Raw genomic sequence first — 23981 nt, forward strand, 5'->3', positions numbered from 1 at the left:
TTTATATTGTTGAATAAAAATTATACGAGATTGTGCTAAAAAAGTTGAATAAATACGACTTAGTAAAGGAAAACTGGCATTTAGATTTTGCCTAGTGAATGTTTGGCTGAGGAGAGAGAAAAGAGCAACACTAGGCTGCTCTTTGAATTTGGGTTATTCCATTGTGATGTGTTCAAGCAAAACCTTGGCGTTAACCCCAATTAAGTATGGTCCAATTTGGTTGGTTCGCGTGTGCTTTCAAACGAGGGCATGGATTGACCAGATAAGCGTGATCAGCGTATTGGCATAGTGGCAAATCATTGATTGAGTCAGTGAAAAAATGCAATTCAGAATACGACTCTGAACCCTCTTCTAACCACTGCTTTAAGCGAGTGACTTTGCCTTCACGATAACTTGGTACGCCTTGTATCTTGGCGGTGTAATGATTGGCCTCCGAAACGAGATCAATACCAAGTGCGGTGTGAATGCCTAAGTGACGCCCCACCGCTTCAACTAGGAAAGTCACACTGGCAGAGATAATCAGCATATCAATACCATCACGAGATAGTTGCTCGATTAAGGTTTTAGACTGAGGAAACTGTTTATCTAGAATACGAGTTTTTACACATTCTTCTACCAACAGATTAACCTGTTCAACAGGCATGTCAGCTAACGGTGCCATAGAGAAGGTTAAGTAGTCTTGCATATCTAACTTACCTTCGGCATACAAACTCATTAAACGTAGATCTTCTTCGATAAAATTCGGCTCAGTCGCGATACCCTTGTCAACCATAAACTCATTCCAAATCATCGCACAATCGGCATTGATTAAGGTCTCGTCTAGATCGAATACGTACAAAGGTTTGGACATGGTTAGGTTCTCTTATTCTGATACGGCAATTTCTCGCGACACTAGCAGCAAACAATGTCGAAAATGTGACAGACCCTAATAACCTTTGAAGAACCCGCCATCCAATAGAATATTCTGTCCGGTCATATGGTTGCTTAGTGGGCCAAGTAAAGCGCTAACAGCGTCAACGACGTCTTGAACTGATGCGTATTTTTTTAGCGGAATATTGCTGACTTCTTCTGCTATTTGTTGGTCAAAGCTGACACCGTTTTGTTGCGCTTTGTTGTGCATCTTATTGGTATAGCTTTCAGTCATAACTCCGCCTAGTGACAGCGTATTGACTGATATTCCTTTTTCTCCGAGGACGAGCGCCATGGTTTTAGCTTGCCCTAGCCAAGCGGAGCGAAGACAGTTATTGGTACTATAGTTTGTAAGTGCGTTTTTGCTACTTAACCCCGATATCAGTACGATCTTAGCGCCCTGATTAAGGCGATCATTTTCCACCAGATATTTTATTAAACTTAATGGGCGGATAAAGAAGTTTTGGTATAGGGTTTGCCAAGTCTCGTTGTCTGGAAATAGCTCTGAAGAGGGAGGGATTCTGGGGATGATAAACACGATCTGGTCGAGCTTCTCATGAGTTGAGATTGCGAAAGCCGCTTGCTCAATGCTCTCGTCACAAGTGAAATCCAGAGGCACCGCTTCACAAGGGGTCTTTAGACCGGAACACAGTGCGCCTAGCTTTTCATGAGTTCTTCCAGTAAGAATGAGCTTTCCAGACATTGATTGAGCAATAGCGCTGCCCATTCCACTCGTCGCGCAAGTAATTAAGGTTGTTTTCAAGTTTAGGTTCCTCTTGAAATTAAATGCATTAAGTTGTCTTGATAGTGACTACTTACTTTAAGTTCATGTTCATTACCTTTGATCCAAATGCTCACAGTGTGGCCATCTTTATTGGTTTTGATATCGATATTTTCATCGCTCTCAAAAAGCTCTTTCTTGACCAGAGTAGAGCGGTTTAGCCGAACCAAAGGAATTGGAAACGACTGCTCAAGATCGGTGAGTGAACATTTAATTTTGGTTGATAGACCCGATTTGTAGATCACTTCAGAGTAAGGATGCTTGTAGTTAACTAACATAATGTCTTCGTTAATTGCGAAAGCCCGTTTGTTACTGTTAATTATCTTCAGTATGTTGTTTAGATTCTGCTTGTCACTCGGTGTGTCTAGGGGAGGAGCAGTCTCTGTTTGACGGTTGTTGTTACCTTGACTGAGCAAACATTTTGCCACCCAAACCAATGAACCAATTAGCAGCATTTCAGCAAATACTATGGATGTGATAACCGAGCTGCTGACTCCGCTGTACGTCAAATCTTTACCTTGACTCAAGTAGTAGCTAACGGCAGCAAGCTGTTTGCTCGCGACAGTGATCGGAATAGAGCCTGAGTGAAGGGTTATCTGAGAGGCGTTCGAAGTAAGCTCAGCGATTGAGGTGCCTTTGGTACAGTGCTCAGATACGTCCCGGTCATCAACAGAAAAGCTACTCACAGCGACCTGTATACACATCTTTGCATTGATGTTTGATTTCTCATAAGCGGTTAGGAAGTTTTCGAGGCTGGATTTAATACCAGGAATATTGAATGTATAAACATCATCTAAAAATGAATCTGTTTTTGTCCAAGCAACGATTAATGCGCCAGCTAAATCGTGATTAGGCGCTTGCTTTTTTGCTAGTTGTAAACTACTTAAAATCAGCCATAGTTGGCTGACTAAAATCAGAGTTCCAACGACTGCCAGCAATTGAGAAGCCGTGAATCGTCTATTTATCATCTGAGCTCTCATTGACGTAAAGTGTGGTTACTTTTTGATTGCCTTGGCTAGTAACCTGATAAAGGTACATTGGCTTTTTATTGTGGCCTGTGTTGCTAATATCAATGGATTTACCATCCATCGCGGTTTTGTATTTCGAACTTTTAAGCACACTTATTGCCTGTTTTTTATCTTGCAGTGTCGAGAGCTGGTCAATTTGGCTCTCGATGAGTTGGATTAGATCAAAAGAGTAGGCACTGAGAAATGACGTATATTCGAATGGGCAGTAAGTATTGGCATAGGAATTAAACAGTTTTTCGTTGGGGCCTTTAACTTCTCCATCCCAGTTTTTTAGGAACTTTACGCTTATGTTCGGCGAAACTTGCTCAATGATGTCGTAAAACTCTTTCCTTCCGCCAATGGAGTCGGGCCCTAAAATAGTTAGGCTTTCTTTGTCGGTCACCGCCAGCTCATGATAGAAAGAGGCAATGTGTGGATTAAAGAGTGGAGCGAAAATAACATCTCCAGAGTCTATTTTCTGAGCAATCTCTTTCTGAGACTCAAAGGTAAACTGATGAACTTGTACATCTATTTCGGGATTTTGTGTCAGCACTAAGCGTAAAAACTCTTTTGATACCTCTGTTGAATATCGATTCGCCTGAGCATTGACGATATGCAGAGTATTCATGTTGTTCTGAGCCAAGTAATAAGATGCCAGAACTTCTGCCTGATATAAGTTCGATGGCATTATAGACAGACCTAGACTCGTGTCTTTAATGACCTCCATTGCTGTTGCGGAAGTGATATATGGAATCTTGGCTTCAGTCAGAAAGGCGGCAGCCGCTTCTGCTTCTTTTGACAGCAGTGGAAGAACGGCTATATCCACATCTTTTTCTATCAACTCTAAGGCAGCTTGCGCACTACCACTTGCCGAACGGTTGTTTTCTACAAATATTACAGAAACATCCCTAGACGTATTGGTTAACGTATCTGTTGTACTTTTAAGGATGCATATCTTCTCTGTGTTGGACTTGGAGCTGTTTTTTGAGGTATGTCCTACCATGACTCCAATTTTATATATGTCGTGTTGACTCGCGTGTGTATGAAAAGCAAGCAGAAAGAAACACATCAAACCCATAGCGTTGCATATTAGCCTGATGTGTTTAGGGGAGAATTTAATAAAATTCATCCAAGTGTCCCTGTATTTAGTTAAACTAAAACTTATGTGGTTTTAAGCTTATGTTTTTGTTTTAAAAGGAAATTGTTTTAGTTTTGATGTTTTTTTATTTTTTTAATTAATATCGAGGATGATTATAATTGAACTTATTGCTGACTGAAATATTATTAGTGCACGCAATGAGACTGACTGATTAGTAATTAGTCAGGTTTACAGGTCATATTTAGAATGTATTTTTACTGGTGATGTTTATACAAACACAAAAATGAAAGACTGTTGCACCAAGATAATAAAAACACGTCTGGCTAGGCGTTAGACTGGGAAATTATTCTCAGCAAACAGATAAAGCCCGAACATATGTTCGGGCTTTATCTGTTTTGGGTGCTTTCGTGTATTCAGTTTGTTCAAAGCGGGCGGCCAGGTCTGAAGCATTGTTTGCTACAAACCAAGAGCACTAGATACGAAAAAGCCGCGTCTTACGACACGGCTTTTTCTAAATTTGGCATCCCGCTGTTGGGACTCAACGCGGGCGGCCAGCTCTGAGACATTTGCTTGGAACAAGCATGTCGCAGTAGAAAACGAAAAAAGCTCAACCTTTCGATTGAGCTTTTTTCTGAATTTGGCTCCCCCTGCGGGACTCGAACCTGCGACATACGGATTAACAGTCCGCCGTTCTACCAACTGAACTAAGGGGGAATTGCTTTGAGCGAGGCGAATATTAGCTATCAGCCAGAGGAGTGTCAACACGAACGATGCGATTCTAACGAAAAAAAACACATAAAAAATACTTTACTTTCCTGAAGCCCTTACCAAATAAGGGGTAGATTTAGTTATCCACCAAAATTGTGGATAACTATGTGTGTTAAATTTGAGTAAGTCAGAAAAGTGTCAAAATCGAAGTTGTTGGTTTTTAGTTGGGCTTGGAATTCAGAGCAGCAAAGCTTTGTTGCGCAACACTTTGTTCGTTAGATTGTCGGAAAAGCGAGCAAATGGAACACGTTCGAGTTTTGTGGACTAAATTGAAATTTAGGGAAAAATGTGGATAAGCTGTGAGCTGATTTGGGTTTGATTTCGAGGTGGATCTCTAGCAGGGCGAAAGATAATATCAGGATTAAAGGTAATGATCTAGCGGCAAAATGCCACTTTATGCAAAACAGCGATTAATTTTTTCTTTATCGCTTGAGTCTGTATATATATACAGCCACAATAGTGACTACACCTTATGACTAGACAGAGATGAAGTATGAGCAAAGTTTTTGATTTAGTGTCTGATTATAAGCCTTCTGGCGATCAGCCCACCGCTATTGAGCAATTGCTTGAAGGCCTTGATTCTGGTTTAGCGCACCAAACATTACTTGGTGTAACTGGCTCAGGAAAAACTTTTACGCTTGCCAATGTGATAGCCAGCGCTCAGCGCCCAGCCATTTTGCTTGCTCCAAACAAAACGTTAGCGGCTCAGCTTTACGGTGAAATGAAATCTTTCTTTCCTAACAATGCCGTTGAATACTTCGTCTCTTATTACGATTACTACCAACCTGAAGCTTATGTGCCAACAACCGATACCTTTATCGAGAAAGATGCTTCCGTTAACGCGCATATTGAGCAGATGCGTCTCTCTGCGACCAAAGCCCTATTAGAACGAAAAGATGCGATTATTGTTGCTTCCGTGTCGGCGATTTATGGTTTGGGTGACCCTGAATCCTATCTGCAAATGATGTTACATATCCGCCGCGGTGATGTGATGGACCAGCGTGATATATTGCGTCGTCTTGCTGAGCTTCAATATAGCCGCAATGATGTCGCATTTGAGCGCGGTCAGTTCCGTGTACGTGGTGAAGTGATTGATATCTTTCCGGCTGAATCCGATCAAGATGCGGTGCGTATCGAGATGTTTGATGATGAGATTGATTGTATTAGTGTGTTTGACCCACTGACAGGGGCCGTCAAACAGCGTGACTTGGCACGTTACACGATTTATCCCAAAACCCACTATGTCACACCGAGAGAGCGAATTCTTGATGCGATAGAGCACATTAAAGTGGAGCTTGAGGGGCGCAAGAAGCACTTACTTGATAACAACAAACTGCTCGAAGAGCAGCGTATCTCTCAGCGTACTCAGTTTGATATTGAGATGATGAACGAGCTGGGATTTTGTTCAGGTATCGAAAACTACTCACGCTATCTAAGTGGTCGTAGTGAGGGTGAGCCGCCACCAACCCTGTTTGATTACTTGCCTCACGATGGTTTGCTGATCATTGATGAATCCCATGTCACCGTGCCTCAGATCGGCGCAATGTACAAAGGAGATCGATCTCGGAAAGAGACGCTAGTGGAGTTTGGTTTCCGCCTACCGTCGGCACTCGACAATCGACCTATGAAGTTTGAAGAGTTCGAATCTATTTCGCCTCAGACGATATTTGTCTCTGCAACGCCAGGTAATTATGAGCTAGAGAAGTCTGATGGTGAGATCGCTGATCAGGTTGTTCGTCCTACAGGCTTACTCGATCCTCAGCTTGAAGTACGTCCGGTTGCGACACAGGTAGATGACCTGCTCTCAGAAATTCGAATTCGTGCCGCGAAAGATGAGAGGGTTTTAGTGACCACTCTGACCAAGAGAATGGCGGAGGATCTAACTGAATATCTCACTGAGCACGACGTAAAGGTTCGCTATCTTCACTCAGATATTGATACGGTGGAAAGGGTTGAGATCATTCGCGACTTGCGTCTTGGAGAGTTTGATGTGCTGGTGGGGATCAACTTACTCCGTGAAGGTTTAGATATGCCAGAAGTCTCCTTAGTGGCGATTTTGGATGCTGATAAAGAAGGTTTCTTGCGTTCAGAGCGTTCGCTTATTCAGACAATTGGTCGCGCCGCACGTAATGTGGCAGGTAAAGCGATTCTTTACGCGGACAGTATCACCAAATCGATGGACAAGGCGATGGGTGAGACCAACCGACGTCGCGAAAAACAACAAGCTTACAACGAGAAGATGGGCATCGAGCCTCAGGCTCTAAAGCGCAATGTTAAAGACATTATGGAGCTAGGTGACATTACTAAGAGTAAGAAGCAACGCGTTAGCAAGACAGTGCCATTGTCTAAAGTGGCTGAGCCTTCGCAGAGCTACGATGTGATGACACCTCAACAACTTGATAAAGAGATTAGTAAGCTAGAAGCGCAGATGTATCAACATGCTCAAGACTTAGAATTTGAACTTGCAGCACAGAAAAGGGATGAGATAGATAAGCTTCGCAAACAGTTTATTGTGAATAGCTAACACGAATTTAAGGCGAAAAAATAGCCAGTAGAAACTTAGTTCTACTGGCTGTAATTTGTGAATACTAAGTTCACTAACAACGTCAGTTGGCTAGGTGACCCATGAGGGTCAATGTAGATTTAGCATATAGCATGCCAAACTAAATTGGCCTCAAAATGCGTCATTCATCACCTTATTCAGGACTATTTTGTGTTTTAAATTGCATAATGCAAAGCGCAATGCGATTATTTATATAAATGCGAAGAATGCCTTGGCTAGGTTATGCAATATAATACACAAGCAAAAAACTCAAAGTATTTGTTGATGGTTGAAGATACCGCCTCTGTCGCGGCGCTGTATCGTTCTTATCTCACTCCTCTACAAATCGATATCAACATCGTTGGCACCGGTCGTGATGCCATTGATAGTCTCAATTTCAGAACCCCCGATCTAATCCTGCTCGACCTTCGGTTACCTGATATGACAGGTATGGATGTCTTGCACGCGGTGAAAGAAAAGAACCCGGATGTGCCGGTCATCTTTATGACCGCGCATGGTTCTATTGATACCGCCGTTGAAGCAATGCGTCATGGCGCGCAAGACTTCCTAATTAAACCCTGTGAAGCAGACCGACTCCGTGTAACGGTTAACAACGCTTTGCGTAAAGCGAATAAGCTTAAAAACGACGGAGACAATTCTGGTAGTCAGGGCTATCAAGGTTTTATCGGTAGTAGTCAAACGATGCAAGCGGTTTACAGGACTATTGACTCTGCAGCGACCAGTAAAGCCAGTATCTTTATCACTGGAGAAAGTGGTACGGGTAAAGAAGTTTGTGCTGAAGCGATTCATGCTACCAGTAAACGTGGTGATAAACCGTTTATTGCCATCAACTGTGCTGCAATCCCGAAAGATCTGATTGAAAGTGAGCTATTTGGTCACGTTAAAGGTGCTTTCACAGGAGCGGCGACCGATCGACAAGGTGCTGCTGAACTGGCCGACGGTGGAACACTTTTCCTTGATGAGCTGTGTGAGATGGACTTGGATCTACAAACCAAGTTACTCCGTTTCATCCAAACGGGTACTTTCCAAAAAGTGGGTTCTTCTAAGATGAAGAACGTGGATGTGCGATTTGTTTGCGCGACCAATAAAGATCCATGGAAAGAAGTGGAAGAAGGGCGTTTTCGAGAAGATTTGTATTATCGCTTGTATGTTATTCCTCTGCATTTGCCACCTCTACGTGAGCGTGGCGACGATATCATCGAGATTGCCTACTCACTACTGGGTTTCATGTCCAAGGAAGAGGGTAAAGATTTTGTCCGTTTAGCACCAGAAGTCGTTGATCGATTCTCGCGCTACGAATGGCCTGGTAATGTGCGTCAATTGCAAAACGTATTACGCAATGTGGTTGTGTTGAATAATGGCCGTGAGATTGATTTAGCCATGCTGCCACCTCCGCTCAATCAGCCATCAAAAAATGAAATTAGAGTGACTCGGCCGCAAAACGAAACAGTATCGGTACAAGATATATTTCCTCTGTGGCTGACAGAAAAAAATGCCATAGAACAAGCCATTAAAGCGTGTGATGGTAACATCCCTAAAGCTGCCGGCTATTTGGATGTAAGCCCATCAACGATTTACAGAAAACTACAAGCGTGGAATGCCAAGGAAGTACAATAGTGGACATCTTAGATCAAAGCAAAATCGACCGACTCGCTAGCGAAATTGGCGCGGAAAATGTACCTGTTTTGCTTGAAATATTTTTGAACGAGTTGCAAATGTATATCGATAAGCTGTCGCAAATCGAAGGACAAGAGCAAGAGCAATACTTAAAAGAGATAAGTCATGCGTTAAAAAGCAGTGCAGCGAGTTTTGGCGCAGAAGCACTTCGCGCGTATTCGGTAGAGGTAGACTCTAGTGCTAAATCTGGTACTTCCCTTGAGTCAGAAAGCAATAAGCAACAAATGTTATCTCTACTGAGTGAAACCCAGCAGAGATATCAGCAGTTATTCAACCAGTAACCATTCGATGGCCTGTTGCAGCTTAGCCCTATCGTGACGCCAGTCGCGATTGGGTGAAGCTAACGGTGTTGTCACACAATTCCAACCTTCTAACTCTGGGTGAGGCTCTTCACCTAAAACCACATCTATTTTGCGTCCTTGACAAGAACGTTCACACCATTCCAATTTTTCTTGTAATGTCATATGTCCAGCAGGCCCGTACTCTGGGGAAAGGTTTTCGACAAACACCAGTTTTGCTTTGCGGTTATTTGCAATCGCTCGTCCTACTTCAGGTAGCAGCAGTGGCGGCATAATACTGGTTAGGAAACTGCCCGGACCAAGAATAATCGCGTCAGCTTCTTCAATAGCCTGTACACCTTCTTTGGTCGCAGGGACCTCGGGCTCAAGATCGAGTCGAATCAGCTTTTCTGGCATTTCATCAACACTGGTCTCGCCCGTGACCCAACGTCCATCTGGTGCGAGTGCTTTCAAATCAGAAGGGTGTTCAGACATAGGGATGATATTGACATCGACCTTAAGCATATTTCGAATCAGGTTTGTGGCATCTAGAGGGCGGACAGAAAGGTTGTCGAGAGCCGTGAGCATCAAGTTACCTAGATTGTGTCCATCAAGTTCACCGGCACCTTTGAAGCGGTACTCAAACATCATCGAACTGATGGAAGGGTCAGTGATAAGCTGGTTGATACAGTTGCGCGTATCACCCCATGCAATGCCTCCTTGGCAATGGCGAATGCGACCGGTGGAGCCGCCGTTATCTGTGGTGGCAACAATCCCCGTTGCGTTTGAGCCAAAATCTTTGAGTGCCGCGAGCATACGTCCAAGGCCGTGGCCTCCACCGACAGCGACCACTTTATTGCTAGCGTAAATTGTCATGCTGAGCTTCTTTTTATTCATAACCAACTACAATTTAGATTATTGCATTAACAACCAATACTCAATATTGGGTAAATTGGGCTCCAAGCACGATTTTTTCAATTTGAGGGTAGAATCACACACAATTATTAAGTATTTTATTTATCAGCACTACCGAAAATGATAGGTAGTTGCCATAACTCCGAGCTCTATAAGCTAAGTCCAAAGTGATAAGCCTATTGAGCCAGTGACATGTTGTCACAAGGGCATACTTGGAAATGATTATGCCTCCCGTGTTTGGAAAGGTGTTCCGTGGCGCAACAATTCGAAGATAGATTCCATCGTAAGTTTTATTACTTGCGACTTTCCGTTACAGATGTCTGTAACTTCAAATGCACATATTGTCTGCCTGATGGCTATAAGCCTTCCGGGCAAAAAAACTCGTCTTTTTTAGCTCTTCCTGAGATAAAGCGTGTCGTTAGGGCGTTTGCCGATTGCGGTACCTCAAAGGTACGAATTACTGGTGGGGAGCCGAGCCTACGTAAAGACTTCAACGATATTATTCATACCGTGGCTTCAACGCAGGGCATTCGCAAAGTGGCGACGACAACCAACGGTTATCGCATGGAAAAGCAAGTCGCTAATTGGAAAGAGGCGGGGCTGACACATATTAATGTCAGCGTTGATAGCTTAGATCCTCGCATGTTCCATCAAATCACAGGTGAAAACAAATTTACTCAAGTGATGGCGGGCATCGACCGTGCTTTCGAGGTGGGTTACGACCAGGTCAAAGTCAATGTTGTTTTGATGAAAGACCTGAATGCTCACGAGTTACCAGCCTTTTTAAACTGGATTAAAGACCGTCCAATCCAACTTCGCTTTATCGAACTGATGCAAACCGGAGAAATGGATGAACTGTTCCAACGTCATCACGTTTCCGGTGTCGCGATTCGCAATCAATTGATCGCCAATGGCTGGCTTTTAAAAGTGCGTGATCATAACGACGGTCCGGCACAGGTTTTTGTCCATCCTGATTACCAAGGTGAGATCGGTTTGATCATGCCGTATGAAAAAGACTTTTGTGAAAGCTGCAACCGACTGCGTGTTTCTGCAACGGGTAAGCTTCACTTATGTCTGTTTGGTGACCATGGCGTTGAGCTACGCGATTTACTCCAACAAGATGCTCAAGAACCAGAACTAATTGAACGAATTCAACAGCAGTTGCAGACCAAGTCAGTCAGCCACTTCCTCCATGACGGAAATTCTGGCATGACTCCACACTTGGCATCGATCGGCGGCTGATACATTTCATTAATCAAACTTTGTGCCTGCATATGAGTAGGCATAAACTGACTTTGACAAAATAATAGGTGAACAAATGGGTCACGCAGAAAGCAAATTTCAACCAGCAAATATCGCTGTTCTAACCGTTTCTGACACGCGCACTGAAGAAAACGATACTTCAGGTGGCTACCTAGTTGAGAATGCAAAAGAAGCGGGTCATAACATTGTCGATAAAAAGATTGTTATTGATGATATGTACAAGATTCGCGCTATCGTCTCTCAGTGGATTGCGGACGAAAATGTACAAGCTGTAATGATCACTGGCGGTACAGGTTTTACTTCTCGCGACAGTACGCCTGAAGCGCTAAAACCTCTGTTTGACAAAGAAGTAGAAGGTTTTGGTGAGCTTTTCCGCATGGTTTCTTATGAAGAGATTGGTACTTCTACCATTCAATCTCGCGCAATCGCTGGTTTTGCTAACCATACCGTTATTTTTGCGATGCCAGGCTCTACGGGCGCGTGTCGTACAGGTTGGACAAAGATCATCAAGCAGCAACTCGATGCAAGCCACCGCCCATGTAACTTTATGCCTCACCTAGCGGTTTAATCTTAGGAGCAGTTAATGAGCGAATTCACTCATATCAACGCTTCTGGTGAAGCAAACATGGTTGATGTATCGGCCAAAGCAGAGACGGTGCGCGAAGCTCGCGCTGAAGCTTTTGTGCATATGGCACCTGAGACTTTGCAATTGATCGTGTCTGGCTCTCACCATAAAGGTGACGTGTTTGCGACCGCGCGCATTGCCGGTATTCAAGCAGCGAAGAAAACTTGGGATTTAATTCCACTGTGTCACCCATTACTGCTGTCAAAAGTTGAAGTGCAGCTAGAAGCGATCGAAGCTGAAAATATGGTTCGTATTGAGTCTGTGTGTAAGTTAGCGGGTAAGACAGGGGTTGAAATGGAAGCCCTGACTGCCGCTTCTGTTGCTGCGTTAACCATTTATGATATGTGTAAAGCGGTACAGAAAGATATGGTGATTGGACAAGTCCGTTTACTAGAAAAAACGGGTGGTAAATCTGGACACTTTAAGGTGGAGTCATGATTAAGGTTCTATTTTTCGCTCAAACTCGTGAATTAGTAGGGATGGATGAACTCCAGCTTGAAGGTAACTTCTCTACGGTAGAAGAATTGCGTAGTCACTTGGTAGAGCAAGAAGGTAAGTGGGATCTTGCTTTAGAGCCAGGCAAATTACTGGCAGCGGTGAACCAATCGATTGTTCCTCTTGAGCACCCAATTCAGTCAGGTGACGAAGTGGCGTTTTTCCCGCCGGTAACTGGGGGGTAGTCATGGACAATCGCGTTTCAGTTCAATTTGAAGATTTTTCTGTTGGCAGTGAGTATGAGGCTCTTGCGCAAGGCACGTCAGCAGGGGCTGTTGTCACTTTTACTGGTAAAGTACGTGATATGAACCTAGGTGATAACGTCACTGGTCTATCTCTTGAACATTACCCAGGTATGACAGAGAAGGCTCTTGGTGAAATTTGTGACGAAGCTCAGCAGCGTTGGCCGCTTCTCAATATTCGAGTCATTCACCGTGTCGGTGATTTAGATATTGGCGATCAGATAGTTTTCGTTGGTGTTTCAAGTGCTCACCGAGGTGCGGCGTTTGAAGCGTGTGAATTCGTGATGGATTACCTTAAGACCAAAGCACCATTCTGGAAAAAAGAGCGAACGACAGAATCAACCCGTTGGGTGGATTCGAGAGATTCAGATGCGAAAGCCGCAGAGCGCTGGCAACAGGAACCTTAAACAAGTTCAAATGTAAAGCTCCTATCAACAGGAGCTTTTTTTATTGTCGGTTAATTGATGAATTGAGCCACGCTGACGCCCTTTAGCGTAGAAGAGTGCTTTGTCTGCTATCGAAATAAATCTTTCTGCGTCCATATTTTGCGGCACTATATGGCAGTGTTGAATGCCAATTGTAATCGAAAAGTTGTTACCGACGGATGATGAAGGGTGAGGGATTGCCAGCTGCTTTACCACCTCTTGCAGTAACTCTGCCCGTTCGATGCTTCCTGATTCGGTAACATTAGGCATAAATACCAAAAACTCATCCCCACCGTAACGGAAGCAAAGGTCATCATTTTTTGCCCAAGCGCGAATTGCGTTGCTCAATGTTTCGAGTGCTTTATCACCTTTCAAGTGACCATAACTGTCGTTGTACTGCTTAAAACAGTCGATATCGATCATCAGTACTGCTGAACCAATCAATTTCAGCTTTGCCAGTTCAATCGCTTCTGGCAGAAGCACGTCCAATGCGTAGCGGTTATACATTTGGGTGAGGTGGTCGATGTAAGTCAGCTTTTCGAGCTCTAGCTGCTGGAGAGCCAGCTTATCTAAAGCCCTTTTATATTCAGTGATGTTTCTCACCGTCCACAGTACAAGCGACGTATTGGGTAATGGGATCACAAGCGCACTAAAATGTTGAAGCTGTTGAGGTCCTTCAACGCCATCAAAGCAGCGCAGATCTTTTGGGTCTAAACTGTACTCAAGCTCGGATGCAGTTTGGCTGTCAATGACGTCAACGATGACTTGGCTAAACCAAATAGCTTTGTCAGCGGGTAGCACTTGATATTGATTGAGGCCAACCACCGCGGCAGGGTCATGATGACGTTTTTTGTCTCTCCCTCCCCAAGCTTCAACGTAGGTACCTGATTTGTCGATAAGAAATGTCGGTTCTGGGAGTGATTCAAACACAACGTGCATCATATCGGGGTTATTGGCGATCTGAGCAGAAAATGTAGAGTGCACGTCTTATCCCCCATGTATTTTGTGATGCAACTACTTATAGTTTAGACAGTTAATCTTGGAACGCATGTCACTAAAGGATGAAAGATGAATTCGATTGTGTTTAAAAGAGCCATCATTATTGCCTTGGTGGTGGGAACCTTGCTCAATATCATTAATCAATATGACGCGATTTTTGGAACATCGAGCTTTAACTGGCTGAAGGCTTGTCTGACCTACTGTGTGCCTTTTGGTGTTTCATTGTTTAGTAGCTGGTTGGCTAATCGTGATGCTAAGGCGCAATGTGAATAGTGGCGGTTTGTGAAACGTGATAGTCAGCACCTATTGTAAAAATTGTTGTTTTCCATTTAGTAAAATCAAGAAATTAGACAACAATTACAATATATGCAGCGAAGCTTGCACGTTAAGGAGACACAGATGGAATCATTGAAAGTAAAAGACTATATGACATTGCAAGCGGTAACCTTCACGCCGGAGATGTCGCTCAGTGCCGCTCTAGAAAAGGTTATGAACTCAAAATACTTGGGCGGTCCGGTTCTCAACGACAAAAAGGAAGTGATTGGTTTCCTCTCTGGTCAGGACTTACTCGATAAGCTCCTCAAGGTCAGCTATTACTGCCAAGATACCCATATCGTCTCAGACTGTATGCACCCAGAAGTGCTGTCGGTTACCTCAGAGACCTCGATTATTGAACTTGCAGAGATGATGAAAGTAGGCCGACCAAAAGTTTATCCTGTGATTGACTCCGGTAAACTAGTAGGAATCATCACACGTAGAGATGTTTTACGTGCTATTGGTAAAAATATCGAAGATTGCTTTAAACATCCGGTGTAACATATTGATTCACTAAATAGGTAAGAGGTGCTCATTTGCACCTCTTCTTTTTTGTTGCTAAGCGCAAAGCCTAACAGGAGAGCTGAATGTCTGACCAAAGTGCCAAATTTGTTGAAGGATCAACCATGCGACATATTTTGGTTATGTCGGGGGCAGGGTCGGTTGGTCTAATGGCACTATTTGTGGTCGACCTTATCGACATGTTGTTTATCAGTATGTTGGGTCAGGTTGAACTCGCCGCTGCGGTAGGCTTTGCAGGAACGTTAGTTTTCTTTTCAACCTCCATCTCGATCGGTACTTCCATTGCGATGGGGGCGCTGGTGTCTAAAGCAATTGGTGCCAAGCAGCGGCAACATGCGCGTGAACTGAGCACAAGTATTATGTTCACTGCGGTGACGATCAGTGTGATAGTCGCAGCGGTGATGTTTGCCTATATTCCAGAGTTGCTTCAAGCCATAGGTGCGCATGGGATCGCTGCGGAGAGAGCGGAAGCCTACTTAAGAATCATATTACCTAGTGGTCCTGTTATCGCAGTGGCTATGGCTGCGGGGGCGGGGTTACGTGCCGCGGGCGATGCGAAACGGTCGATGTGGGCAACACTGGCAGGTGGTATTGTTAATGCGATTCTAGACCCGATATTCATCTTCGGTTTTGGTTGGAATGTAGAAGGTGCGGCACTTGCGTCTGTATTTGCTCGCTGTACTGTGCTGTTTTTCTCAATCTACCCACTTATCCGTGTACACAAACTCGCAGCGAGATTTAACTACAAAGTGTGGTTAAGCAACCTGAAAATTATTATTGCCATTGCGATACCCGCAATTATCACCAATATTGCAACGCCAATTGGTAATGCGATTGTTACCTCAGCTATTGCTCAATTCGGTGAGAACTATGTTGCTGGGTTTGCCGTGATAGGTCGACTGACACCAGTCTGTTTTGCGGTAATTTTTGCGCTTTCAGGGGCGGTTGGGCCGATTATCGGTCAAAACTACGGCGCTGAGCGTATGGATCGAGTTAAAGAGACACTCAATAACTCTTTAATTGTCACCACTCTTTACACCATCGTTGTTTGTATCATTCTCTACTTCGCTCAAGATTTGATTATTCGTATGTTCAGTCTAAACGGAGATGCGCAAGTTATTGTTGCCGTGTTTTGTACCTATGTTGCGGTGAGCTTTATTTTCAACGGCGCACAGTTCGTTGCTAATACCTCGTTCAACAATCTAGGCAAGCCGCTGTACTCAACGGCTCTGAACTTAGGCAAAGCGACGCTGGGAACTCTGCCCTTTGTCCATTTGGGGGCGTTCTGGTTTGGTGCTCTTGGGGTGCTTTACGGCCAGGCAATTGGCACTGTAGTGTTTGGTTTGATAGCGATCGTTGTGCTGCGTAAACATATTTCGGACTTGATGCGCTCAACCTGCCTTGAACATGAAGCTTCAGATCCTTCGATTACCAGTGTAAACAGTCAGCCCTTCTGTAGTCATGATGCGGTTTTAATTGATGACGTTGCTGCAACAACAGAAATTTCGCAACAAACAGCAGAAAAAGTTTGACCTTGGAGTAGGCTCCAAGGTTTACACTCATAGTGTACAGTGAATGGAGATAAACATATGTGCACTAAACATCAAGCATGCCGCTCAGACAAAGTTGCGGCTAACCCCTCTCAATCGGGCTCTTGCGCTAGCCCTAAGATTTCAACCATTAAAATGGCAGAGGTTGCCAGTGCCGAGTCGAGTTGTTGTAGTTCAAACAGCTGCAGCAGTGGTGCAGACCCAGCTGACGAAGAGGGTGAGCCCAGTTCCTCTGCGCGTTACACCCAGAGTTGGAAAATTGAGGGGATGGATTGTCCAGCCTGTGCTCGAAAAGTAGAAACAGCCGTTAATCGAGTCGATGGCATCGTTGAGGCTAAAGTCCTTTTTGCGACCGAAAAACTCATTATTACTTCGGATAACGTCGGTGTTGCCCAGTTAGTCGAACAAACCATCCTTGATACTGGATTTACCTTTACCAGTCCGAATTCAAAGTCTTCAAAACAAGTATCTACAGGTTGGAAGTCTGTGCTTGAGCAGAATGCGCAGATTATCGCTATTGCTTCTGCTATGGCGATCGCTGCGGCAATTAAACCAGCACTTCCACAAATTAGTGAATGGATGTTTGTTATTACCTGCTTGGCGGGACTATACCCGATAGGTAAAAAAGCCATCAGCCTTGCACGTTCAGGGACCCCTTTTGCGATAGAAACCTTGATGAGTGTTGCCGCACTTGGGGCGCTCTATTTGGGAGAAACCGTAGAGGCGGCGATGGTGTTGCTATTGTTCCTCATTGGTGAACGGCTAGAAGCCTTTGCTGCTTCACGTGCCCGTAGTGGTGTCCAAGCATTAATGGAGTTGGTTCCTGAAAATGCGATTAAAATCGTTGATGGTCAGCGCATTGAAGTCTCGGCAAGTGAATTACACCCTGGTGATGTAATTGAAGTCTCACCGGGTGCACGATTGCCTGCTGACGGTAAGCTTATCGGTGACGTAGCGAGCTTTGATGAAAGTGCACTCACTGGTGAGTCGATACCTGTAGAACGCTATCAAGGTGACTCAGTCATGGCAGGCGCGGTGGCGGTTGATAAAGTGGTGAGATTCACCATTACTTCCAAGCAGGGCGAGAATGCCATCGATCGTATTCTCCATTTGATCGAAGAAGCAGAATCTCGTAAAGCACCATTAGAGCGTTTTCTGGATAAGTTTAGCCGCTGGTATACGCCGTTGATGATGCTGGTGTCACTATTAGTGATCATTACGCCACCATTGTTGTTTGCTCAGCCTTGGGAAACTTGGGTTTATCGTGGGTTGGCACTGCTTCTGATTGCTTGTCCTTGTGCATTAGTGATCTCTACGCCAGCCGCAATCACTTCTGGCTTAGCCGCCTCCGCTCGTCGAGGAGCTTTGATTAAAGGCGGTGCAGCGTTAGAACAGTTAGGTCGCGTTGAAACCATTGCATTTGATAAAACAGGAACGCTGACCAAAGGCAAACCCGAAGTAACGGATATTGTTGTATTAGAGGGTTGGACCGAGCAGTCGCTATTAGAAAAAGTTGCAGCAATTGAAGTGGGTTCAAGCCATCCACTGGCGGTATCGCTAGTAAACAAAGCCAAACAACTCGAGTTAGAGATAGTTGAGGCAGAAGACAAGCAAGCTCTGGTCGGGAGTGGTGTGCGCGGTGTGGTATCAGGTGTTGAGTATCAGGTGAGTGCACCAAGTAAAGTGGATATCACGTTACCTAGCACTTTGGTTGAGACGATTGAGCAACTCGAAGGTCAAGGAAAGACGGTTGTAGTTGCTATCGAGGCGAAGCGCAAAGCTATTGGTTTGGTCGCGTGGCAAGATACGCTGCGTGATGATTCTGCCAAAGCAGTGAAAGCGCTGAATGATTTGGGTATTCACTCGATTATGCTCACTGGAGATAATCCGCGTAGCGCGTTAGCCATCAGTTCTATGATTGGCATCGATTATAAGGCAAGTCTGCTTCCTCAAGATAAAGTCAGCTATGTCGAGCAACTTTCTGCAAACGGTAATGTTGCGATGGTCGGTGATGGCATCAATGATGCCCCTGCAATGAAAGCCTCAAGTATTGGTATTGCGATGGGAGGAGGTACTGACGTCGCGTTAGAAACCGCTGATGCAGCGATTACCCACAACCGCCTGATTGAATTAGCAGGAATGATTGAGCTTTCGCGGGCTACCTTGAACAACATTCGCCAGAATATTGCTCTCGCGCTTGGCTTGAAAGGCGTGTTCTTGGTAACGAGTTTGTTAGGGATCACTGGACTTTGGGTTGCGGTGCTGGCTGATAGTGGCGCGACTGCTATCGTGACTCTTAATGCATTAAGGCTGCTGAAATTTAAGTCAAAACAAGACTAGATAAATCTACCCGGTAAAAAGCCCCTGCATTGTTGATGTAGGGGCTGTTTTTTATGCAACCAATGATTTGATATTGCGTAAAAGTGTGATGTAAACCGTTTTTATGTGCAAAGGTTGTATTTGTTGCGGTTGTTGTTGTGAAGATGATCACTCTAATGCTTCAAGGAGTTCGCTAGAGTATGTCTTGTACCCGATGAATTTTATAGAGCGTATCGGTTGTTTTATGTGCAACCCAACTACGCCACAATAAGGAGCCCCCTATGTCTCAAGCTGTATTCCACCTTGGTGTTACTGAATCTGATCTTGCTGGCGCAACACTAGCGATCATTCCAGGTGACCCTGCGCGTGTACAAAAGATTGCAGAAGAAATGGAAAACCCAGTATTCCTAGCAAGTCACCGCGAATACACGCTTTACCGTGCTGAATTAGACGGCAAACCAGTTGTTGTTTGTTCAACAGGTATCGGCGGCCCTTCTACGTCAATTGCCGTTGAAGAGTTAGCGCAGCTTGGTGTGCGTACTTTCCTACGTGTTGGTACAACAGGTGCGATTCAACCACACGTAAACGTGGGTGATATGATCGTATCAACAGGTTCGGTTCGTTTAGATGGCGCAAGCCTACATTTTGCTCCTATGGAGTTCCCAGCGGTCGCTGATTTTGAAGTTGCAACAGCAATGAAAGCAGCTGTAGAAGAGTCTGGCGCTGCGGTTCACATGGGTGTTACAGCATCAAGTGACACCTTCTACCCAGGTCAGGAGCGTTACGATACGTTCTCTGGTCGCGTTGTTAAGCGCTTCCAAGGCTCAATGAAAGAGTGGCAAGACATGGGTGTTCTTAACTTCGAAATGGAGTCTGCAACGCTACTGACAATGTGTGCGAGCTCAGGCCTTAAAGCAGGCTGTGTAGCGGGTGTTATCATCAACCGTACACAGAAAGAGATTCCAGATCACTCTACACTAAAAGAGACAGAAGCGCGCTCTATCAAAGTTGTGGTAGAAGCTGCACGTAAAATGATGTAAAGAAAGCTCGCTAGTTTTCCTTTTAAAGCTCCGTACTTTACGGAGCTTTATTTTTATCGAATAGATGTCTAATCTTCTGCTCCATTTATGCGATTACTATCAAAAATAATCGATTCATACTCCCCACTTTCAATTAGCGCTTTTAACCCTCTAGAAAAGACTTCGCTTAACTTTCTACTGCGTTGTATGTCTTGACGAGAGAAAATTATGTACATATTGTCTTCAACTAAGGGCTTGTCACCAATGCTTATCGCCCTTGCTTCTTCTTTTGATAATAACTTCTCTATTAGGTATTTTCCGCGGATCAGGCCTGTTGGATAGGCATCAATACGATGCTTAGCGAGCTTATCGAAATTGCTTTCCTCGGTATTTTCAATTGTGGGCTCGACACCTGCTGTTATTAAAATATGGGTTGCTTGGTAGTCCTGTGTTGCACCAATATGAAAGTTCGTTAAGTCACTCAGGGTTTGCCAGTAGAAATTTGCCTCTTTATGAGAGAAAAATACGACTTTTTGGCTAAACATGGCGTCTGAATATAGGAAAGACTGTTCTCTTTCATCATTGAACATCCAAGGGAAAGTTCCGTCGTACGTGCCTTGTTTTGCTAACCTCAAAGAACGAGACCAAGGGTAGTAACTTAGAATCACTTCATAACCTTGGATTTCGTACGCTCTAATAACTATGCGCTCGGAGATTTTCTCTCTTGGGTTTTCAGAGGAGCTTGTGTAAGGAGCCCAGTCTCCTACCGCAAATCGAACTATCTTGTTGTTTGCTTCAACAGAAAAGACTAAGAGCAAACTACACAGCGTTACGGCTATCCTTTTCATCTCAATTCCTAAAATACAGAATTCGCCTACTAACAAGTTTAGATGGCTAGTGAAAGAAGCGCGTAGCAGAGAAGCGGTATTGGTGAATCTATAATGAGCTTGGAGATAAGGCCAAGGTGTTGTGGAGCGTCTCACCTTAGCCTTAGGGGTTAGCTGAAGGCTAGTTTCGGTAATGGTTGATACAAACTTTCCGTCATATCTGACAACATCTGATCGTAGACTTGAGAAATGATCAGCGAAATATCTGTCGTAAGCTGATAAAGCTCTTCGTTTGTCATTAAAATTTCATCACTAGCATTGATTTCCGAAAGCGCATGCATTGCTTTAGAGCTTATTGGGGAAGCAATTGAAAGCGGGCTAATCAGCGATAGTTGATTGAGCTTGCGCCTAGTTTTATCGCAATAGTACTTCACTCTCAGCATACCTTCAGGATAGTGGAGGTCTTGAATCGAAATTCTTAGTTGGGTTAGGACCTCCATACTATCGAGTACCTGCTGCCAGTTCATATGGTACTCATCACTGATATCTTCTCGCCCCGACTCGATTAACCATGCGATAGCAATTTCATCCATTAAGAACATACAGTGTCTGATGGTCTTACCATGAATCACCTGATTACGGGCCACAGTTCTCTGATCCCATTCTTTGTGGAGCTTTTTCAGCTTCAATTGAAGAATTCGGTACATAGGCTTGTTTTCAAACTGAGCGCTGGCGATGAGTTCGTTTGAGCGCTCCATCATGGCATCGTAGTTTTCTTCGAGCTGACTTTGGTGAATATCAAAGTGGTGGCTGGTCAACGCCTGATGGGTGGTTGCTCTATGTTGACGACTCAGTAACAGTAACTGCCGTAGCAGGATTAAAATCTCAAATTTTCTTTCTAAACCTGAATGTCGCTTTTTCGAAAAGTAGAATAAAGTCGCTAGCACGACAAAAGAAATGATGATTGAAAAGAGCACAAACATAACCAACTCCTTGTTATAGTTTACCTATAAAGTGGTAGAGCAGGTTTGGTGCCAAAAATAATATCTATATAATTCAATTGTTTATAGCTTTTTGGTTCACTGGGATGAACTCAATTGGTGCAAGATAGCACTGAAAGTGTGAAGAAGGGCACAAAAAAGCCCCGCTGAATCAGCGGGGCTTTCGATAATCGTAATGCTTTTTACATTACACGCATGCCTGGCTGTGCACCTTCGTGCGGTTCAAGAATCCATAGGTCGCTGCCACCCGGGCCTGCTGCTAGGATCATGCCTTCAGACATACCAAACTTCATCTTACGAGGTTTTAGGTTCGCTACCATTACGGTTAGCTTGCCTTCTAGCTCTTCAGGTTTGTATGCTGACTTGATGCCTGAGAATACCTGACGAGTTTCACCACCGATATCTAGTTGGAACTTAAGCAGTTTGTTTGCTTTTGGCACTTCTTCACAAGAGATGATACGTGCGATACGCATATCCACTGCTGCGAACGCGTCAAACTCAATCTCGTCTGCGATTGGTTCTTTGTCTAGCTCTGTTTGGCTCGCTTTGTTCTTTTCAGCTTCTGCTTTCTCTTTTGCTGCAACTTCTGCTGCTGCATCTTCTTTAGAAGCTTCAACCATAGCTTCAACCTTCTTAGGATCGATGCGGTTGAACAATGCTTTGAACTTAGTGATTTCGTGACCAGTTAGCGGTGCAGCGATACCTTCCCAAGTTAGTTCCTCGTTTAGGAATGCTTCTGTACGTGCAGCAAGCTCTGGCATTACCGGTTTAAGGTAAGTCATTAGAACGCGGAATAGGTTGATACCAACAGAACAGATGTCTTGTAGCTCTTGGTCTTTACCTTCTTCTTTCGCTACAACCCACGGTGCTTTTTCATCAACGTATTGGTTTGCTTTGTCAGCTAGTGCAGTGATCTCACGGATTGCACGACCAAACTCACGAGTTTCGTAAAGCTCTGCGATACGATCTGCAGCCGCAGTGAACTCGTTGTATAGCTCAGTTTCTGCGAAGTCAGCAGATAGCTTGCCTTCAAAGCGCTTAGTGATGAAGCCAGCGTTACGAGAGGCTAGGTTAACGATCTTGTTTACTACATCAGCGTTAACGCGCTGAGTGAAGTCTTCAAGGTTAAGGTCTAGGTCATCAATACGGCTGTTTAGTTTCGCTGCGTAGTAGTAACGTAGACATTCTGGATCTAGGTGATCTAGGTATGTCGCTGCTTTGATGAATGTGCCTTTCGACTTAGACATCTTCGCACCATTTACCGTTACGTAACCGTGTACGAATACGTTGTTTGGCTTACGGAAACCAGAACCTTCTAGCATTGCAGGCCAGAACAGTGAGTGGAAGTAGACAATGTCTTTACCGATGAAGTGGTAAAGCTCAGTTGTGCTGTCTTTTTTCCAGTACTCATCGAAGTCTAGGCCTTCAGTCTTGTTACATAGGTTCTTGAATGAAGCCATGTAGCCAACTGGTGCGTCTAGCCATACGTAGAAGAACTTGTCTTTTTCACCTGGGATTTCGAAGCCGAAGTAAGGTGCATCGCGTGAGATATCCCACTGTTGAAGACCTGACTCAAACCACTCTTGCATCTTGTTTGCAGTTTCAGACTGAAGCGAGCCAGAGCGAGTCCACTCTTGTAGCATGCTTTCAAACTGAGGCAGGTCGAAGAAGAAGTGCTCAGAGTCTTTCATTACCGGAGTTGCGCCAGATACCGCTGATTTAGGTTCAATCAGTTCAGTTGGGCTGTACGTTTCACCACAGTTGTCACAGTTGTCTCCGTACTGGTCTTCTGATTTACACTTAGGACAGGTACCTTTTACGAAACGATCCGGTAGGAACATCTCTTTTTCAGGGTCAAACAGCTGAGAAATCGTACGGCTAGAAATGAAGCCGTTTTTCTTAAGCTCAAGGTAGATGTGCGAAGCCAGTTCGCGGTTCTCTTCAGAGTGTGTGCTGTGGTAGTTATCGAAGCTAATATCGAAGCCAGCGAAGTCTTTTTGGTGTTCTTCACTTACTGCAGCGATCATCTCTTCTGGCGTAATTCCCATCTGTTGTGCTTTTAGCATGATTGGCGTGCCGTGAGCATCGTCAGCACAGATGAAGTTTACAGTGTTGCCACGTAGGCGTTGGTAGCGAACCCAGATATCAGCTTGAATGTGTTCAAGCATGTGACCTAGGTGAATCGAACCGTTAGCGTACGGAAGGGCACAAGTGACCAGTAGTTTTCTTGGATCAGTCGCCATACTTAATATTCGCTTCTAATGATGTATAAAAAAATAGAGAGTAATACTACCTTATCCCACCAATGACTCCAAGGCTTCCAATATGGGAAACCCCAGTTTTTTCAGGGTTCAGTATCGGCTGGTGGAGTGTTAGGATTAG

The 23981-nt window shown here is 44.4% G+C and carries 22 protein-coding genes, 1 tRNA gene and 1 riboswitch; of the genes, 13 read left to right on the forward strand and 10 right to left on the reverse strand.

The features are described from left to right. Positions 1–190: 190 nt before the first annotated feature. The 5 genes from AC6R00_RS20135 to AC6R00_RS20155 form a co-directional block, all read right to left on the reverse strand. Entirely contained in the window at positions 191–850 is a 660-nt protein-coding gene (locus AC6R00_RS20135; protein WP_500641686.1) for an HAD family hydrolase, read from the reverse strand. A 75-nt stretch (positions 851–925) separates the two neighbouring features. Next, complete coding sequence (locus AC6R00_RS20140) at positions 926–1672, reverse strand: SDR family oxidoreductase (RefSeq protein WP_500641687.1); 747 nt, start codon at positions 1670–1672, stop codon at positions 926–928. A 2-nt stretch (positions 1673–1674) separates the two neighbouring features. Then, complete coding sequence (locus AC6R00_RS20145; protein ID WP_500641688.1) at positions 1675–2658, reverse strand: hypothetical protein; 984 nt, start codon at positions 2656–2658, stop codon at positions 1675–1677. Next, positions 2648–3700: an ABC transporter substrate-binding protein gene (locus tag AC6R00_RS20150; protein ID WP_500641689.1), complete on the reverse strand. Its 1053-nt coding sequence runs from the start codon at positions 3698–3700 to the stop codon at positions 2648–2650. The genes AC6R00_RS20145 and AC6R00_RS20150 overlap by 11 nt, the downstream gene beginning before the upstream one ends. Before the next feature lie 734 nt (positions 3701–4434). Further along, positions 4435–4510, reverse strand: a tRNA-Asn gene (locus tag AC6R00_RS20155). A 547-nt stretch (positions 4511–5057) separates the two neighbouring features. Here AC6R00_RS20155 and uvrB point away from each other — a divergent pair. The 3 genes from uvrB to luxU all read left to right on the forward strand — a co-directional run bounded on the left by uvrB (position 5058) and on the right by luxU (position 9085). Next, entirely contained in the window at positions 5058–7088 is a 2031-nt protein-coding gene (gene uvrB / locus AC6R00_RS20160; protein WP_500641690.1) for an excinuclease ABC subunit UvrB, read from the forward strand. Positions 7089–7349: 261 nt separating this feature from the next. After that, positions 7350–8744 carry a quorum-sensing sigma-54 dependent transcriptional regulator LuxO gene (luxO, locus tag AC6R00_RS20165; RefSeq protein ID WP_500641691.1) on the forward strand — a complete coding sequence of 465 codons (1395 nt, stop codon included), beginning with the start codon at positions 7350–7352 and terminating at the stop codon, positions 8742–8744. Beyond that, entirely contained in the window at positions 8744–9085 is a 342-nt protein-coding gene (luxU, locus tag AC6R00_RS20170; RefSeq protein WP_500641692.1) for a quorum-sensing phosphorelay protein LuxU, read from the forward strand. The genes luxO and luxU overlap by 1 nt, the downstream gene beginning before the upstream one ends. Here luxU and AC6R00_RS20175 read toward each other — a convergent pair. After that, complete coding sequence (locus AC6R00_RS20175; protein ID WP_500641693.1) at positions 9071–9958, reverse strand: YvcK family protein; 888 nt, start codon at positions 9956–9958, stop codon at positions 9071–9073. The two genes, luxU and AC6R00_RS20175, sit on opposite strands and share 15 nt — an antisense overlap. Before the next feature lie 167 nt (positions 9959–10125). Then, positions 10126–10261, forward strand: a riboswitch (molybdenum cofactor riboswitch). On the opposite strand from AC6R00_RS20175, the gene moaA reads away from it, so the two are divergent. The 5 genes from moaA (at position 10250) to moaE (ending at position 13029) form a co-directional block, all read left to right on the forward strand. Further along, the gene (gene moaA, locus AC6R00_RS20180; RefSeq protein WP_500641694.1) at positions 10250–11239 is read left to right on the forward strand and encodes a GTP 3',8-cyclase MoaA; all 990 of its coding nucleotides are present in this window, start codon (positions 10250–10252) and stop codon (positions 11237–11239) included. Its footprint overlaps the riboswitch before it by 12 nt. Positions 11240–11315: 76 nt before the next feature. Beyond that, positions 11316–11828, forward strand: a complete 513-nt coding sequence (gene moaB, locus AC6R00_RS20185; protein WP_004748419.1) for a molybdenum cofactor biosynthesis protein B — start codon at positions 11316–11318, stop codon at positions 11826–11828. A 15-nt stretch (positions 11829–11843) separates the two neighbouring features. Next, positions 11844–12323: a cyclic pyranopterin monophosphate synthase MoaC gene (gene moaC / locus AC6R00_RS20190; RefSeq protein WP_069666900.1), complete on the forward strand. Its 480-nt coding sequence runs from the start codon at positions 11844–11846 to the stop codon at positions 12321–12323. Next, positions 12320–12565, forward strand: a complete 246-nt coding sequence (moaD, locus tag AC6R00_RS20195; protein ID WP_500641695.1) for a molybdopterin synthase sulfur carrier subunit — start codon at positions 12320–12322, stop codon at positions 12563–12565. The genes moaC and moaD overlap by 4 nt, the downstream gene beginning before the upstream one ends. Before the next feature lie 2 nt (positions 12566–12567). Next, positions 12568–13029 (forward strand): molybdopterin synthase catalytic subunit MoaE, encoded by a 462-nt coding sequence (gene moaE, locus AC6R00_RS20200; protein WP_500641696.1) that lies wholly within the window; start codon positions 12568–12570, stop codon positions 13027–13029. Between the two features lie 24 nt (positions 13030–13053). Here moaE and AC6R00_RS20205 read toward each other — a convergent pair whose 3' ends face one another. Beyond that, entirely contained in the window at positions 13054–14031 is a 978-nt protein-coding gene (locus AC6R00_RS20205; RefSeq protein ID WP_500641697.1) for a sensor domain-containing diguanylate cyclase, read from the reverse strand. An 84-nt stretch (positions 14032–14115) separates the two neighbouring features. Between AC6R00_RS20205 and nrtS the strand changes: the two genes are divergently transcribed. From nrtS to udp, 5 genes are all read left to right on the forward strand, one after another. Then, a complete protein-coding gene (gene nrtS / locus AC6R00_RS20210) occupies positions 14116–14319 on the forward strand; it encodes a nitrate/nitrite transporter NrtS (protein ID WP_500641698.1) in 204 nt (67 codons plus the stop codon). A 126-nt stretch (positions 14320–14445) separates the two neighbouring features. Beyond that, positions 14446–14862, forward strand: a complete 417-nt coding sequence (locus tag AC6R00_RS20215; RefSeq protein ID WP_500641699.1) for a CBS domain-containing protein — start codon at positions 14446–14448, stop codon at positions 14860–14862. Positions 14863–14948: 86 nt separating this feature from the next. Further along, complete coding sequence (locus tag AC6R00_RS20220; protein WP_500641700.1) at positions 14949–16415, forward strand: MATE family efflux transporter; 1467 nt, start codon at positions 14949–14951, stop codon at positions 16413–16415. Positions 16416–16472: 57 nt separating this feature from the next. Then, the gene (locus AC6R00_RS20225; RefSeq protein ID WP_500641701.1) at positions 16473–18773 is read left to right on the forward strand and encodes a zinc/cadmium/mercury/lead-transporting ATPase; all 2301 of its coding nucleotides are present in this window, start codon (positions 16473–16475) and stop codon (positions 18771–18773) included. Positions 18774–19033: 260 nt separating this feature from the next. Next, positions 19034–19792 carry a uridine phosphorylase gene (gene udp, locus AC6R00_RS20230; protein ID WP_500641702.1) on the forward strand — a complete coding sequence of 253 codons (759 nt, stop codon included), beginning with the start codon at positions 19034–19036 and terminating at the stop codon, positions 19790–19792. Between the two features lie 68 nt (positions 19793–19860). Here the strand turns inward: udp and AC6R00_RS20235 are convergent, their stop codons facing one another. The 3 genes from AC6R00_RS20235 to metG form a co-directional block, all read right to left on the reverse strand. Beyond that, a complete protein-coding gene (locus AC6R00_RS20235) occupies positions 19861–20619 on the reverse strand; it encodes a substrate-binding periplasmic protein (protein WP_500641703.1) in 759 nt (252 codons plus the stop codon). A 149-nt stretch (positions 20620–20768) separates the two neighbouring features. Then, positions 20769–21581, reverse strand: coding sequence for a hypothetical protein (locus AC6R00_RS20240; RefSeq protein WP_500641704.1), 813 nt, complete (start codon positions 21579–21581; stop codon positions 20769–20771). A gap of 200 nt (positions 21582–21781) precedes the next feature. Further along, positions 21782–23842, reverse strand: a complete 2061-nt coding sequence (gene metG, locus AC6R00_RS20245) for a methionine--tRNA ligase (protein WP_500641705.1) — start codon at positions 23840–23842, stop codon at positions 21782–21784. Positions 23843–23981 lie beyond the last annotated feature (139 nt).

This window comes from Vibrio sp. R10-SF1-ISO8, assembly GCF_059833805.1.

Bases quoted from the DNA above. Each gene is read 5' to 3' on its own strand.
- AC6R00_RS20135 (WP_500641686.1), bottom strand. From the start codon at position 850: ATGTCCAAACCTTTGTACGTATTCGATCTAGACGAGACCTTAATCAAT.
- AC6R00_RS20145 (WP_500641688.1), bottom strand. From the start codon at position 2,658: ATGATAAATAGACGATTCACGGCTTCTCAATTGCTGGCAGTCGTTGGA.
- AC6R00_RS20150 (WP_500641689.1), bottom strand. From the start codon at position 3,700: ATGGTAGGACATACCTCAAAAAACAGCTCCAAGTCCAACACAGAGAAG.
- uvrB (WP_500641690.1), top strand. From the start codon at position 5,058: ATGAGCAAAGTTTTTGATTTAGTGTCTGATTATAAGCCTTCTGGCGAT.
- luxO (WP_500641691.1), top strand. From the start codon at position 7,350: ATGCAATATAATACACAAGCAAAAAACTCAAAGTATTTGTTGATGGTT.
- AC6R00_RS20175 (WP_500641693.1), bottom strand. From the start codon at position 9,958: ATGACAATTTACGCTAGCAATAAAGTGGTCGCTGTCGGTGGAGGCCAC.
- moaB (WP_004748419.1), top strand. From the start codon at position 11,316: ATGGGTCACGCAGAAAGCAAATTTCAACCAGCAAATATCGCTGTTCTA.
- moaC (WP_069666900.1), top strand. From the start codon at position 11,844: ATGAGCGAATTCACTCATATCAACGCTTCTGGTGAAGCAAACATGGTT.
- moaD (WP_500641695.1), top strand. From the start codon at position 12,320: ATGATTAAGGTTCTATTTTTCGCTCAAACTCGTGAATTAGTAGGGATG.
- moaE (WP_500641696.1), top strand. From the start codon at position 12,568: ATGGACAATCGCGTTTCAGTTCAATTTGAAGATTTTTCTGTTGGCAGT.
- nrtS (WP_500641698.1), top strand. From the start codon at position 14,116: ATGAATTCGATTGTGTTTAAAAGAGCCATCATTATTGCCTTGGTGGTG.
- AC6R00_RS20215 (WP_500641699.1), top strand. From the start codon at position 14,446: ATGGAATCATTGAAAGTAAAAGACTATATGACATTGCAAGCGGTAACC.
- AC6R00_RS20220 (WP_500641700.1), top strand. From the start codon at position 14,949: ATGTCTGACCAAAGTGCCAAATTTGTTGAAGGATCAACCATGCGACAT.
- AC6R00_RS20225 (WP_500641701.1), top strand. From the start codon at position 16,473: ATGTGCACTAAACATCAAGCATGCCGCTCAGACAAAGTTGCGGCTAAC.
- udp (WP_500641702.1), top strand. From the start codon at position 19,034: ATGTCTCAAGCTGTATTCCACCTTGGTGTTACTGAATCTGATCTTGCT.
- AC6R00_RS20235 (WP_500641703.1), bottom strand. From the start codon at position 20,619: ATGAAAAGGATAGCCGTAACGCTGTGTAGTTTGCTCTTAGTCTTTTCT.
- AC6R00_RS20240 (WP_500641704.1), bottom strand. From the start codon at position 21,581: ATGTTTGTGCTCTTTTCAATCATCATTTCTTTTGTCGTGCTAGCGACT.
- metG (WP_500641705.1), bottom strand. From the start codon at position 23,842: ATGGCGACTGATCCAAGAAAACTACTGGTCACTTGTGCCCTTCCGTAC.